The 14,395-nt window shown below is 53.2% G+C and carries 10 protein-coding genes; all 10 read left to right on the top strand.

What is annotated here, in order from left to right; translation table 11 throughout:
- Positions 1-411: 411 nt before the first annotated feature.
- The 10 genes from LC531_RS14970 (at position 412) to cyoE (ending at position 14,378) form a co-directional block, all read left to right on the top strand.
- Complete coding sequence (locus LC531_RS14970) at positions 412-1,719, top strand: cytochrome c3 family protein (RefSeq protein WP_223651594.1); 1,308 nt, start codon at positions 412-414, stop codon at positions 1,717-1,719.
- 130 nt (positions 1,720-1,849) lie between these two features.
- Complete coding sequence (locus tag LC531_RS14965; protein WP_223651592.1) at positions 1,850-4,906, top strand: TAT-variant-translocated molybdopterin oxidoreductase; 3,057 nt, start codon at positions 1,850-1,852, stop codon at positions 4,904-4,906.
- Positions 4,907-4,954: 48 nt separating this feature from the next.
- Positions 4,955-6,433 carry an NrfD/PsrC family molybdoenzyme membrane anchor subunit gene (gene nrfD / locus LC531_RS14960; RefSeq protein ID WP_223651590.1) on the top strand — a complete coding sequence of 493 codons (1,479 nt, stop codon included), beginning with the start codon at positions 4,955-4,957 and terminating at the stop codon, positions 6,431-6,433.
- Entirely contained in the window at positions 6,426-7,010 is a 585-nt protein-coding gene (locus LC531_RS14955; protein WP_223651588.1) for a DUF3341 domain-containing protein, read from the top strand. The genes nrfD and LC531_RS14955 overlap by 8 nt, the downstream gene beginning before the upstream one ends.
- On the top strand, positions 7,010-7,762 hold the full coding sequence (locus LC531_RS14950) for a c-type cytochrome (protein ID WP_223651586.1): 753 nt from the start codon (positions 7,010-7,012) through the stop codon (positions 7,760-7,762). Before LC531_RS14955 ends, LC531_RS14950 begins: the two co-directional genes overlap by 1 nt.
- Positions 7,763-7,765: 3 nt before the next feature.
- Entirely contained in the window at positions 7,766-9,085 is a 1,320-nt protein-coding gene (locus tag LC531_RS14945) for a quinol:cytochrome C oxidoreductase (RefSeq protein ID WP_223651584.1), read from the top strand.
- A gap of 91 nt (positions 9,086-9,176) precedes the next feature.
- Entirely contained in the window at positions 9,177-10,280 is a 1,104-nt protein-coding gene (locus LC531_RS14940; RefSeq protein ID WP_223651583.1) for a cytochrome c oxidase subunit II, read from the top strand.
- A 33-nt stretch (positions 10,281-10,313) separates the two neighbouring features.
- Positions 10,314-12,179, top strand: coding sequence for a cytochrome c oxidase subunit I (locus tag LC531_RS14935; protein ID WP_223651581.1), 1,866 nt, complete (start codon positions 10,314-10,316; stop codon positions 12,177-12,179).
- Between the two features lie 128 nt (positions 12,180-12,307).
- The gene (locus LC531_RS14930; protein ID WP_223651578.1) at positions 12,308-13,459 is read left to right on the top strand and encodes a COX15/CtaA family protein; all 1,152 of its coding nucleotides are present in this window, start codon (positions 12,308-12,310) and stop codon (positions 13,457-13,459) included.
- A 67-nt stretch (positions 13,460-13,526) separates the two neighbouring features.
- A complete protein-coding gene (gene cyoE, locus LC531_RS14925) occupies positions 13,527-14,378 on the top strand; it encodes a heme o synthase (protein ID WP_223651576.1) in 852 nt (283 codons plus the stop codon).
- Positions 14,379-14,395 lie beyond the last annotated feature (17 nt).

The raw sequence follows: 14,395 nt of genomic DNA, 5'->3' as shown, positions 1-14,395 counted from the left end.
TAAAAGTGAAAAAAATGAATCGGGGGGCAAAGGTACTGATTTTTTGGGGTACTACCAACGCATGGTGCTAAGTATCTAGTTAAATGTCCAGCTTAACTGCCAGGTTGGTAAACAAGCTCGCTGATTTTTATTCCAAAGGGTAGGATTTTCTACTCAAAATAGAAAACCAAAACCGCAAAAAACAGGTTGCCCAATCAGTCAATACCTTAGTAAGATAATAGCAGCCTGCAGAGGTCAACCAACCTATTTAGTCTGCTTCCAAATTAAGCGGGGCCTTGCGCAAATGGCTTTTCTGCCTTTGCCGCCCGCGATTCCTAGCCTACATTTGTACCCCGGAAAGGGTACGCCCGCAATCCGTTTTACCGGTTCGTTTGGATGATGAATAGCTTTCTATCACGCCCCACTTCCTGGGTGCTCGCCTTATTTCTGGCCCTCGCGGCTCCTGCCCTAGCCCAGACTGCCAACGTCACTAAAGCTGGCGTAACGCCTGGTGCAACCGCCGGAGCCACGGCTGCTGGGGCTAACGCCGCGGCATCGGCCGCTCCGCAAGGCTCTGGTACGCCCGATGCTGCCGCTATCGCGGCGGGCGACGCGTTGTTTAAAAACAACTGCGCGCAGTGCCATGCCGTCAATGAGAAAGTCGTGGGCCCAGCCCTCGGCGGCATTCTCAAACGCCGTACTATTTCCTGGGTTATCCCGTGGGTTCACAACTCGGCCAAAGTTATTGCCAGCGGCGATGATTACGCTGTAAAGCTGTATGAGGCCAATGGCAAGCAGCAGATGCCGGCTTTCCCGCAATTGACGGATAAGGATATAACCAGCGTCATGGCCTGGATTACCTCGCAGGAGGGTGGGGCTACGGCTACCGCCGGCGGTGTAACGGCCGGAAATGCTACGGCTGTTGATGGCCAAGCTGCTGCGGGAGGTGCCGCTAACGCGGGGGGCTCCACCGATATTCTGCTCATTGTGCTGGTAGTAGTACTGATTGTGCTGGTTGTGACGCTAGCTATCATCGCCAACTTGATGAAGGATGTGTTGCAAGGCCGTAAGGACCTGGATGGCCGTGATATCGAAGTGCTTAACCAGCGCTTCGATTGGGCACGGCTGTATCAGTCGCCAGTGTTGCGCGGTATCGTGGGTACTGTGGTCGGCTTAGTGCTCCTCTACGCCGGCGTGCAGAGTGTGATGGCCGTGGGCCTGACCCAAGGTTACCAGCCTACTCAGCCGATTGCATTCTCTCATAAAATCCATGCAGGCGAAAACCAGATTAACTGCGCCTACTGCCATACGTCGGTGTACAAGGGGAAGTCGGCTAACATTCCGTCGGCCAACATCTGCATGAACTGCCACTCGCAGATTAAGACGGAGTCGCCGGAAATCAAGAAAATCTACCGGGCTATTGAGCGCAAGCAGCCCATTCAGTGGGTACGTATCCACAACCTACCCGACCTAGCCTACTTCAACCACTCGCAGCACACGCAGGTAGGCGGCATCCAGTGCCAGACTTGCCACGGCCCTATCCAGAACATGGAGGTGGTGTATCAGTACTCGGCCCTCACGATGGGCTGGTGCATCAATTGCCACCGCGAGACGCCGCTCAACACCAAGGGCAACGCTTACTACGATAACCTAGTGAAGCTGCACGACCGCTCGAACAGCGCCGTTCCCTTCACCGTGTCGTCGAACGGTGGCACGGAGTGCGCTAAGTGCCACTACTAGAAAAGGTACCACTAAATTTTTCTTAGCTAAGCTTTATATAAAAGACATATCGCATGGCCGAAGCCGCCGACCAGAAATCGGCTCAGCGGTTTCGGCTATATGTTACTGAAGATGTCTCATACCTGATAAAATGAAATACTGGAAGGGAATTGAAGAGCTGGACCACTCGCCGGAGTTCGTAAAAAACGCTTTTGCCGAGTTTCCCGACTTTTTGCCGGTAAAAGAAGGCCGTGCGGGCCACACCGACGATGCGTCGGTAGCACCGCGCCGCGACTTTCTGAAGCTTATGGGTTTCAGCGTGGCTGCGGCTACGCTCGCGGCTTGCGAAACGCCGGTTCACAAGGCCATTCCTTATCTAAACAAGCCGGAGGAGGTTGACCCTACCATCTCCAACTTCTACGCTTCTACTTATTTCACTGGCTCAGATTATAACGCGGTATTGGTCAAGACCCGCGAGGGCCGGCCAATCAAGCTGGAGGGTAATCCTGAATCGCCAGTAACGCGCGGTGGCCTCTCGGCCCGCGCTCAAGCGGCAGTTCTTAACCTTTATGACGGGGCTCGTCTGCGACAATTCGCTATTAAGGATAAGCCGGCTGATTTTGACCAGGTTGACCGCGCTGTGCGCGCTGGCCTTGCTAATACCACCGGTAAAATCGCGCTGGTATCGCCTACCATAATCAGTCCTAGTACTAAGCGTGCAATTGCCGCGCTGGCCAATCGCTATCGCAATTTCGAGCACATTACCTACGATGTAAACTCGGCTTCGGGCCTGTTGCAAGCTAATAGTGGCGTATTGCCGGCCTACGATTTCAGCCGTGCTAACGTTATCGTTGGCCTAGGGGCTGATTTCCTAGGGACGTGGATTTCGCCCGTGGAGTATTCGCGCCAGTACGTGACCAATCGGAAGATAAATACCGACCGGCGCACGATGTCGCGGCACTTTCAATTTGAGACGGCTCTTTCGCTCACCGGCTCTAACGCCGATGTGCGAGTGCCCGTGAAGCCTTCCGAAATGGGAGCGATAACGTTAGCGCTGTACAATGCCGCTACGGGCGGTGGTTCTCCGGTCGGGCTTTCGGCCGTTGCTCAGAAGCAGGTAGCGCAGGCTGCGAAGGAGTTGCAAGCCAATCGGGGTGCATCCTTGGTGGTATCGGGCTCTAATGACCCAGCCGTGCAAACGGTAGTAGCGGCTCTCAACCAAGCCCTTGGCAACGTAGGGACTACGCTGAGTTTGTCGGCACCTTCTTTCGTGCGTCAGGGCGACGATGTGCGGATGAATCAATTTGTTGATGAGTTGAAGAGCGGGGCAGTTAGTACCGTTATCTTCTACCACGCCAACCCGGTCTATAATCATCCGCGTGGCGAGGAAATTCAGGCTGCGCTAGCCAAAGTGACGCTGAGCATCTCGCTCAACGACCGGCTGGATGAAACTGGGGTGCTATGTCAGTACCAGGCTCCCGACCACCACTGGCTAGAATCTTGGAATGACTATGAGCCTCGGCAAGGTGCGCTCAGCTTGGCGCAGCCCGCTATTACGCCGCTGTTCAAAACTCGCCAAGCTCAGGAAAGCTTCCTGCGATGGGCGGGCTCCAATGAGAATTATTACGAGTTTCTGCGCGCAGGTTGGCGCACCGTGCTGGGTGGTGATGACTTCCAGACTGCCTGGGATAAGGCAGTGCACGATGGGGTAGCAAACGGCTCCGCGCTGACTACTACTGCTTTCTCGGTTGCGCCTATGAGCTTGGCCGACGCTACGGCCCGCCTCAGTAGTGGGGCCAAGGCTGGTGGTATCGAGGCCGTACTTTATGAGAAAGTAGGTATTGGCCAAGGAGGCATTGAGGCTAACAACCCTTTTCTGCAAGAGTTACCGGACCCCATTTCTAAAGCTACATGGGGCAATTACGTAGCAGTGCCGCGTAAGATGGCCGTGGAGCAGAAATGGAGCCAAGGCGATGTTCTGAAAGTAACGGCTAATGGTAAGAGCATTGAGGTGCCCGTGCTAGTGCAGCCTGGCCAAGCCGATGGTACGGTTAGCATTGCGCTCGGCTACGGTCGCACACGAGCCGGTAAGGTTGGCGACGCGGTAGGGGCCAACGCTTTCGTGTTGGCGCAATCAACGCCTAGTGGTACGGTTTATACGACCACTGTTACGTTGGAGAAAACCGGGGCAGTTAACCCAATTGCGCAAACCCAGACGCATCACACTATCATGGACCGCCATGAGGTAGTGCAAGAAAATACGCTGGCCAAGTACCGCGAGAACCCAAAGGAAGTTACCGAGTACGAGCGTATCGCTACCCCAGAGGGTCTGGAAAAGCCTAACAAAGTATCGCTTTGGCAGGACTACCAGTATAACGACCACCACTGGGGCATGGCCGTTGACCTTAACTCATGCATTGGCTGCGGCTCGTGCGTAATTGGGTGCCAAGCTGAAAATAACGTAGCGGTAGTGGGCAAACAGCAGGTTATTAATCGCCGCGAGATGCACTGGATGCGTATCGACCGGTATTATAGCTCAGACCACCACGAAGACGAGTTTGAGACGCAAGGCAAGCTGAAGACTTACGGTACGATGGAAGACCCCTCGGATAATCCGCAGGTTATTTTTCAGCCGCTCATGTGCCAGCACTGCAACCACGCACCTTGCGAGACAGTATGCCCAGTATTGGCCACTACGCACAGCTCGGAGGGCCTGAATCAAATGACTTATAATCGGTGCGTAGGTACCCGTTATTGCGCTAATAACTGCCCATATAAAGTGCGCCGTTTCAATTGGTTCTCGTATTATTCTAACGAGAAGTTTGAAGCCGTAAATGGGCACATGTTTACTGACTTAGGTCGTATGGTGCTGAACCCCGACGTGACGGTGCGGGCCCGCGGAGTAATGGAGAAGTGTTCACTCTGCGTGCAGCGCATTCAGCTGGGTAAGCTCGAGGCTAAAAAACAGAAGCGCCGCCCGAAGGATGGGGAAATTGTGACAGCTTGCGCGCAGTCTTGCCCTACCGAAGCAATTCTGTTCGGCGACATGCGCGACCCAAGTAGCCGCCTCAGTCAACTCCTACGCCGTGAAGACGGGGAACGTGCGTTCCACGTGCTAGATTCCCTCAATGTGCAGCCGAACATCACGTACCTAACTAAGATTCGCAACGGAGTGGCCGAGTTCTTCCCATCGGAAGAAAATGCTTAACCAGCCTGAATTTGTTATAGATTAGCTAAACCACTAATAATCATCTTTATGCAGCACGTATCACCAGTACGCGAACCGCTCGTAACGGGTGGAAAAACGTACCACGACGTTACGCAGGACATCTGCTACCAGGTAGAGGCCGCACCGAATATCCGGTGGATGGCCGCGCTCTCGGTAGCGCTGATTCTGTTAGGCGTTTTTTTCTATTCTGTGTACCGTACCCTATGGTTTGGTATTGGAGAATGGGGACTAAATAAAACCGTTGGGTGGGCTTGGGACATCACCAACTTCGTATGGTGGGTAGGTATCGGCCACGCTGGCACGCTGATTTCGGCCGTGTTGCTGCTGTTTCGCCAGAAGTGGCGGTCGTCCATCAACCGGGCGGCGGAAGCTATGACCATCTTCGCTGTAATCTGCGCGGCTATGTTTCCCGTGTTGCACATGGGGCGTCCGTGGTTGGCTTACTTCGTATTCCCGCTGCAAAACACCTTCGGTTCACTGTGGGCGAATTTTAATTCGCCGTTGCTCTGGGACGTGTTCGCCATCTCTACTTACTTCACGGTGTCGCTGGTATTCTGGTACACGGGCCTAGTACCCGACTTCGCTACCATCCGCGACCGTGCAAAGGGGAAAATTGCTAAGTTCAGCTACTCGATGCTGAGCATGGGCTGGACCGGCTCTGCCAAGCATTGGTCGCGTTACGAAACAGTATCGCTAATTCTGGCCGGTGTTTCTACCCCCCTTGTGTTGTCAGTACACACCATCGTTTCGATGGACTTTGCAACCTCGGTGGTACCGGGCTGGCACACGACCATTTTTCCGCCCTATTTCGTGGCTGGCGCTATCTTCTCAGGCTTCGCAATGGTACTAACGTTGATGCTTATCACGCGGGTAGTGTTCAAACTAGAAGATTATATTACGTTGGAGCACATCGCGCTCATGAATAAAATCATGCTGGTGACTGGCTCTATTGTGGGGGTAGCTTACATCACTGAGTTTTTCATCGCTTGGTACTCACAGGTGGAGTATGAGCAGTACGCCTTCATCAACCGCGCTACGGGCCCTTACTGGTGGGCTTACGCCAGCATGATGAGCTGCAACGTGATTTCGCCCCAGGTGGTCTGGTTCCGTCGGATGCGCTACAGCATTCCGCTGACGTTTATTCTTTCCATCTTCGTGAATATCGGGATGTGGTTCGAGCGTTTTGTAATTATCGTAACCTCGTTGCACCGCGACTACCTGCCTTCTTCGTGGGCGATGTTTTCGCCTACCCGCATCGACGTGGGCGTATACGTGGGTACTATCGGGCTATTCTTTACTCTATTCCTATTATTCGCCAAGTTCTTCCCGGTTATCAACATGGCGGAAGTGAAAGCCATTCTGAAGTATACGGTTAACGATGGTCCTACTTACGGTGGTGCCAACGAAGGTGGCGGGCGGTTCAAAAGTCACACTTCGCCCGCGCCTTATGCTACCCCCGGTGTGCCGGCTTCCGCTCCTGTAAACTACGATAAGCAAAATGACTAGCCCTGCCGTTACTTCCGCGCCAGTAGCTGTTGCTTCAGCCACTAGCACCACTACCAAGCGCTTTGCCCTCGGTATTTTTGAAGATGAGGATGTACTGCTGCATGCCGTTGATAATGTGCGGGCAGCCGGCGTAAAAATTTACGAGGTTTTTTCGCCCTACCCCGTACACGGCATCGACGATGCCTTAGGCATTGAACGCTCGCGCCTGCCTATCGCTGCCTTTTTCTACGGGTTGTGCGGGTTGTCTTTCGCATTGTGGATGCAGATATATATGCTGGGTTTTGACTGGCCGATGATTATCGGAGGTAAGCCGGCCATATCGTTGCCCGCTTTTATTCCGGTAAGCTTCGAGCTAACGGTGTTTTTTACCTGCCACGGCATGGTTATCACCTTCTATACCATCTCGAAACTCTACCCGCGTTTTAAGACGCCCATGCTGGATGTGCGTTCAACCGATGATAAGTTCGTTATGGCAATCGAACTAGATGAAAGCAGTTCGCAGTTGCCTAAGTTGACCCAACTACTGCGCGAAAATGGCGCTAGTGAAGTCAATCACAAGGAAATGACTAAATTTTAATGATGTCGCTGTCACTTAAATATGGCTTGTCCGCGGCCTCGCTGGTGCTGAGCCTGGGCGTTGCCTCCTGTACCCCCGAAGCGGGCGACCCTGGCGTAGAATACGCGCCGGAGATGTACGAATCCATTCCTTATGAGCCCTTGCGGCAGTTAACTTTTAATTCAGTTAACTCCTTCGGAATTAATGAGCGCACGCCGGCCACTGGCACCGTGCCACGAGGAAAGCTAGCTTATTTCGACCACATTCCGAAGGATAGCGTGCGTATTGCGGAGCGGACTTTGCACAATCCCTACCCCTATACTAAAGCCAATGTGGAAGAGGGACAAGTCCTTTTCTCGCGCTATTGCCAGCACTGCCACGGTGAGAAGGGCGATGGGATGGGCCCGGTAGGAATGAAGTTCAAAGGCGTGCCCAACTACGCGAACGGCGCTTACAAAACGATGAATGATGGGCATATCTTCCACGTCATCGAATGGGGCCGCAACCGCATGATGCCACATGGCTCGCAGGTGAACCCGGAGGAGCGCTGGAAAATCGCGATGTACGTACACGTACTTCAAATTAATAACGACCCCGCTGACCTGCCTAAAGTTGTGAAAGTGACGGGCCCTACCCCCGACACCGACGCTACAATGGGTAACGCTTCAGTGATGACGGACGGTAACAACCAAAAAGCCGAGGGTAAGGCTGGCTCGCACACTATGTCTAACGCCCCCGGCCAAGGCAACGAAGGCCGCAACGGCTCCATGTAATTTATGGCAACTCTGACTCACCATCACGAACCCGCCGCTGTTGAGCAGCTAGCACCTAGCCCTAAAGCGCAACGAACGTTCCTAACAATCATTGGGGCTGGTATTCTTTTATTGATTATCGGCATAATTGCGGCCATACTGCATACTGGCGAGCATCAGGATAAAATTCCGCTGGTTGGCAGTACCGGAGCCCTACACGATGCCGACGTATCGGACAAGGGCCATTCGGTTTTGATTCGCCGCATCGTGGTCAGTCTTTGGCACAGTAATCTGTTCTTCGTTGGTATTTCCGCGGTCGGAACGGTATTTATGGCCATCCAATACGTAGCTTATGCTGGTTGGTCAGTGGTGGTAAAGCGTATTAATGAGGCGCTGGCAGCTTGGCTGATTCCGGGGGCCGTTATCATGGTATTACTATTTATTCTGGGTCGTCAGGATATTTTTCACTGGACCCACGATGGTATAATGACTAAGGGCTCACCTACCTACGATAAAATCGTGGCGGGCAAAGCGGGCTTTCTTACCTTCTGGTTCTACCTGATTCGGATGGTATCTTACCTCACCATCTGGGGTGTATTCTCTTGGCGTCTACGTCAGTTATCGTTGCAAGAAGACCTATATGGCGGTACGCGCTACTTCCATAAAAGTGTTACGACATCAGCATTGTTCCTAGTCTTATATGGCATAACTTCCTCCATGTCGGCTTGGGACTGGGTAATGTCAGTTGACGTGCACTGGTTCAGCACCATGTTTGGGTGGTATGTATTCGCTTCCTGGTGGGTATCAGGTATTGCTGCTACGGCACTAATTGCCATTTACCTGAAGCAAGCTGGCTACCTGCGCTTCATGAACGCTAACCATTTTCACGACTTGGGAAAGTTGATGTTCGGCTTCAGTATTTTTTGGACTTATGTTTGGTTTTCGCAGTTCATGCTGATTTGGTATGCCAACTTACCTGAAGAGGCAGTATACTTCAACCAGCGCTTAGGGGGTTTTGACGGTCAGTACACGTGGATGTTCTACTTCAACCTGGTTATCAACTTTGCCTTCCCCTTTTTGGCTCTGATGACCCGCGACGCTAAGCGCCAAATGATTGTCATGAAAATCGTCTGTATCGCTATCCTCATTGGACACTGGTCTGACTTTTATTTAATGCTCATGCCGGGCACTATGAAGGGCGATAACGGGTTTCTGATTGAGATTGGTATCGCCATGATATTCCTCGGTTCGTTCCTGATTTTGCTGACGCGCCGCCTGTCCGAAGCCTCCCTCATTCCGGTGAACCACCCGTTTGTTGACGAAAGTGTTCACCATACCACTTGAGCAAAGAATCTGAATTCTTTATAGAACTTAGTGCTTGGTTGTCGGTTTAAGCCATACGCTGGGCCTTCGCTCTGTTTACTATCTCCGCATAATGAGTACTCTAACTATTTTGCTGGTCGCGGTTCTATTGCTGGTCGTATTTGGCCTGCTATTCCGCCTCCAGATTCTGACTGCGATTTTCTCGGGCTCTTACGTTCGGCAAATTGGCACTAGCAACCGTGTGAATGCCGCGTTGATGCTGGTATTTATGGTAGTTGGCGGGGGGCTATTCTTCTGGTCGTTTGCAAACAATTACGGGAAGATGAACCCACCCATTGCTTCCGTACATGGGCACGCGATGGAGCGGATGTTCTGGACCACCATGGTTGTCATTGGGATTGCCTTTGTTATCACGCACGTTCTACTTTTCACCTACGCTTATCGCTACCAGTATAAAGAAGGACGCCGGGCTTATTTTTTCTCGCATAATAACACTATCGAGGTTATTTGGACGATTATTCCGGCAGTAGTGATGGCCGCGCTAATTTTCGCTGGTTGGAAGGCTTGGACTCGTATTACGGGCCCGGCTCCAAAAGATGCGGTGGTAGTAGAAGTAATGGGTAAGCAGTTTAACTGGCTGGTGCGTTACCCTGGCCGCGACATGAAGTTGGGGGTAGTAAACTACCGGTTAATTGATGCTTCCAATGACTTCGGCTTTGACCTGAGCGACAAAGCTGCGCTAGATGACTTCACAGCTTCCGAGATTCATGTGCCGAAGGGCCACCCGGTTCTGATTAAGATTCGCTCGCGTGATGTGTTGCATGCTGTATATATGCCGCAGTTCCGAGTGCAGATGTATGCGGTGCCGGGGATGCCGACTCGATTTTGGTTTACCCCAACTACTACTACCGACGAAATGCGCTCGCAATTGGGAAATCCCAACTTCAATTACGAGTTAGCCTGCAATCAGATATGCGGCAAAGGACACTTCGCAATGAAGTTCACCATTGTGGTAGATGAGCCAGATGACTACGTAGCTTGGTATGCGGCACAGAAACCAGTTTCGCAGAATGCCGACCTTATGGCTTCTTACAAGCAGATGAGCCAACAAACTGGCTTAGGTAAGGGCGGCAGCAAAGGGGCTCGTGCTAACGCTATCGAAGAAACCGGTGAGGAGCCAGTTGCTACACCCTTAGCCGCTCAGGCGTCGCTTTAGAACTACTCATTCCAAGCATTATTACCTTAGCACATGGCTACTAATCTTCCGGCTTCCGCACAGGCTCAGGGTGGGATAGGCACCGCGGCGGCCCCCCATACCACGCACGAAGACCACCTGCACGACCACGACCACCAAGACCAGCATTGGCTCTGGAAGTATGTGTTCAGCCAAGACCATAAAATGATTGCCCGGCAGTTCCTCATTTCAGGGATGATGTGGGCCATCGTGGGTGGTATTCTTTCTAGCTTATTCCGCTTGCAGTTGGGGTGGCCAGCAGCTACTCTAGACTGGCTGCAACCCATTCTTGGTAAGTGGGTAGCTGGAGGTAAACTCGACCCGGAGTTCTACTTGGCACTGGTAACAATGCACGGCACTATTATGGTGTTCTTCGTGCTGACGGCCGGTTTATCAGGTACGTTTTCTAACTTCTTGATTCCGCTGCAAGTAGGTGCTCGTGATATGGCTTCTGGCTTCATGAACATGCTCTCGTATTGGTTCTTCTTCGTGTCGAGCATCATCATGTTCAGTTCGCTGTTCATTGAAACCGGGCCGGCTGCTTCAGGCTGGACTATTTATCCACCGCTATCGGCATTACCGCAAGCCATTTCCGGCTCTGGTATGGGTATGACGCTGTGGCTGGTGAGTATGGTATTCTTCATAGTGTCGCAGCTATTAGGTGGTGTTAACTATGTAACGACCGTCATCAATCTACGGACTCGTGGTATGAGTATGAGTAAGCTGCCGCTTACTATCTGGGCGTTTTTCCTGACGGCAATTCTTGGTATCCTAGCCTTCCCGGTGCTATTTGCAGCGGCACTGTTGCTTGTCTTTGACCGTTCGTTCGGGACGTCTTTCTTCCTTTCGGATATTTATATTGCTGGTCAGGCTCTCCACAATCAAGGTGGTTCGCCGGTACTTTTTCAGCACTTGTTCTGGTTCTTGGGTCACCCCGAAGTATATATTGTAATCATGCCGGCAATGGGCATGGTATCAGAAATTCTGGCTACAAACTCGCGCAAGCCAATTTTCGGCTACCGCGCCATGATTGGCTCACTGATTGGTATCTCATTGCTATCGTTCGTCGTGTGGGCTCACCATATGTTCGTAACGGGCATGAATCCGTTCCTGGGTTCAGTCTTTATGTTCTTGACCCTGATTATTGCGGTGCCATCGGGGGTAAAAGTATTTAACTGGCTGGCTACGTTGTGGCGCGGTAACATCCGCTTCACGGCCGCTATGCTGTTCTCGATTGGCTTCGTATCGCTATTCATTTCGGGTGGTCTGACGGGTATTATCCTGGGTAACGCTACCCTGGATATTCAGATGCACAACACCTACTTTGTGGTGGCTCACTTTCACTTGGTGATGGGTTCCTCGGCGTTCTTCGGATTATTTGCAGGTATATATCACTGGTTCCCAAAGATGTTTGGCCGCATGATGGACGAAAAGCTGGGTTATATTCACTTCTGGCTAACCTTCGCCGGCGTGTATCTGGTGTTCATGCCGATGCACTACGTAGGTATCGCTGGCTTCCCGCGTCGTTACTATTCTTGGACTGGCTTTGATGCCTTCTCGCAATTCGCGGACTTGAATAAGTTCATCTCGATTGCGGCTATTCTAGCCTTCTTCGCACAGTTCATCTTCATCTTTAACTTCTTCTACAGCATTTTCCGGGGCCGCCGTGCTACCCAGAATCCGTGGAACTCGAATACGTTGGAATGGACTACTCCCATTGAGCCTGGTCATGGCAACTGGCCTGGTGAGATTCCGGCTGTGTACCGTTGGCCTTACGATTACAGCAAGCCTGGTGCTGAGGAGGATTTCATCCCGCAGAACGTGCCGTATTCGCAAACGCCCGCGTCGAACCTGCCATACGAGAGAGAATTGGCTGAATAAATGGCTTGCATAGCTTTTGCCTAAATGGGCCGCCGTACCCCGGCGGCCCATTCTTTTTGGACCACATATTAGCGAGAATTTTAACAGATTTCGCGGATTTTGTGCGTGATTTTGGTGTTTAGGTACAGATGACTATGATGAGCGAACCAGGATTTATGCGGCGTTTCCGGTTTTGGAGTGTGCTGACGGTTGTGAGTATTTACTTGTTAATTCTAGTGGGAGGCGTGGTGCGAGCTACGGGCTCAGGAATGGGTTGCCCCGATTGGCCAAAGTGCTTCGGGCAGTGGGTACCGCCTACGGAGGCTAGCCAGCTACCCGCCGATTACAAGCAGGTATATACTGCGCAGCGAGTCGCCAAAAACCAGAAGTTAGCCCGCACGTTGGCTAGCCTGGGCTTCAGGCAGGTGGCCGGCGAGATTTTCGCGCACCCGACGCAATACATCGAAACGGATTTCAATGCGACTAAGACTTGGATTGAGTACCTAAATCGATTACTGGGTGCTTTAATTGGAATATTCGTATTCGTGGCGGCCGTAATGGCACTGCCCTACTGGCGGCGCGACCGGACGATAGTGTGGCTGGCCGTGGCTGGCTGGCTACTTACGGGCGTGCAGGGCTGGCTGGGCTCGCTGGTAGTTTCGACCAATCTCCTACCCGTGATGGTGACCATTCACATGGGGCTGGCGCTGCTCATCGTGGCGCTGTTGCTATACGCGGCGCACCGGGCGCGTTGGGGTAGAACCGAAGAAGCAGGCTTGGCTTATCAGGCCGAAGTGCGGACGCTGGGCCAGCAGCCCGACGAGCAGACGGCGGCTACCACCGGCCTGCGCTGGCTACTGTGGGGCGCACTGGCGCTCACATTCGTGCAGATTATCCTGGGTACGCAAGTGCGGGAAGCTGTGGACCGCATCGCCGCTGCTACCGATTATGGGCAGCGGGATACGTGGGTAGACCGGATTGGTAGCGTGTTTGAGACGCACCGCACGCTGGCAGCTATCGTAGTGCTGGTTAATGTATACGTAGGTTATCAGCTCTGGCAGCTACTGCCGGGGCTGCGGCGATTGGTGACAGCTACCTGGGTAGTGCTGGGGCTGGAAATGCTGGCCGGCATCACGCTGGCGTATTTTGCCCTGCCGGCCTGGGTGCAGCCCGTACACCTTACGCTGGCTACGTTGCTCTTTGGTACGCAGTTTCTGGCGCTGCTGGCGTTGCGCCAGCGGGTGGGGGTAGGGGACCGGCCCACCGCTATTGCTATACCGCAGGCGCTGTCGCCTTTCTAAGCAACGTGACTCCACGCGGTGCTTCGCTGCCGGCCGTACCTTTGCGGCAGCAATTTCAGTTAGGTTAATGACCAAGGCCCGCGCCTATTTTCAGCTGCTCAAGTTTCGGCTTTCCTTCACGGTAGCTTTTTCCAGCGCACTGGGCTATTTACTGGGCCTATCCACGCCGAACTGGGGGCGGGCGCTGCTGGTGCTGCTGGGCGGCCTGCTGGTGACGGGCGCGGCCAATATCATCAACCAGATTTTTGAGAAGGACCTCGATAAGCTGATGAAGCGTACCGAGAACCGACCGCTGCCCACCGGCCGCATATCGCCGAACGAAGCCTGGGTTTTCTGTGGACTACTGGCAATAGCTGGGCTGGGTTTGCTAGCTTACTACTTCAACCCGCTCACGGCGGCGCTTTCGCTGCTCTCGCTCATCCTCTACGGTTTCATCTATACGCCCCTCAAAACTGTGTCGCCAGTGTGCGTGGCGGTGGGGGCCATTCCGGGCGGCCTACCCCCCCTCATTGGCTGGGTAGCAGCCACGGGCTACGTGGGCGAAGCCGCGTGGGTGCTGTTTGGAATTCAGTTTATGTGGCAGTTTCCGCACTTTTGGGCCATTGCCTGGGTAGCCGACGATGACTACAAGCGTGCCGGCTTCAAGATGCTGCCTACCCCCGGCCACCGCGACCTACGCACGGCTTTCCAGATAATGACCTATACGGTGCTGCTCATTCCGGTCTCGCTGCTGCCGCTGGTGCTGGGCATTTCGGGGCGCGTGTCGGCGGGTATCGCGCTGGTGTGCGGCGTGCTCTTCACGTTGCTTACCGTGCGGCTCATGCGCACGCAGGACCGCAAGGCGGCGCTCAGTATCATGTTCGCGTCTTTCCTATACTTGCCCATTGTACAAATCGCGCTGCTTTTAGATAAAGTTTGATTCTAAACGCGGAGTTT

It is taken from the genome of Hymenobacter psoromatis (assembly GCF_020012125.1).
Taxonomy (GTDB): Bacteria; Bacteroidota; Bacteroidia; order Cytophagales; family Hymenobacteraceae; genus Hymenobacter; species Hymenobacter psoromatis.
Note: the sequence above shows the minus strand (reverse complement) of the source record. Positions and strands in the feature narration are given on the sequence as shown.

Excerpts from the sequence above, each read along its gene's own strand:
- LC531_RS14965 (WP_223651592.1), top strand. The coding sequence starts at position 1,850 with ATGAAATACTGGAAGGGAATTGAAGAGCTGGACCACTCGCCGGAGTTC.
- nrfD (WP_223651590.1), top strand. The coding sequence starts at position 4,955 with ATGCAGCACGTATCACCAGTACGCGAACCGCTCGTAACGGGTGGAAAA.
- LC531_RS14955 (WP_223651588.1), top strand. The coding sequence starts at position 6,426 with ATGACTAGCCCTGCCGTTACTTCCGCGCCAGTAGCTGTTGCTTCAGCC.
- LC531_RS14950 (WP_223651586.1), top strand. The coding sequence starts at position 7,010 with ATGATGTCGCTGTCACTTAAATATGGCTTGTCCGCGGCCTCGCTGGTG.
- LC531_RS14945 (WP_223651584.1), top strand. The coding sequence starts at position 7,766 with ATGGCAACTCTGACTCACCATCACGAACCCGCCGCTGTTGAGCAGCTA.
- LC531_RS14940 (WP_223651583.1), top strand. The coding sequence starts at position 9,177 with ATGAGTACTCTAACTATTTTGCTGGTCGCGGTTCTATTGCTGGTCGTA.
- LC531_RS14935 (WP_223651581.1), top strand. The coding sequence starts at position 10,314 with ATGGCTACTAATCTTCCGGCTTCCGCACAGGCTCAGGGTGGGATAGGC.
- LC531_RS14930 (WP_223651578.1), top strand. The coding sequence starts at position 12,308 with ATGACTATGATGAGCGAACCAGGATTTATGCGGCGTTTCCGGTTTTGG.
- cyoE (WP_223651576.1), top strand. The coding sequence starts at position 13,527 with ATGACCAAGGCCCGCGCCTATTTTCAGCTGCTCAAGTTTCGGCTTTCC.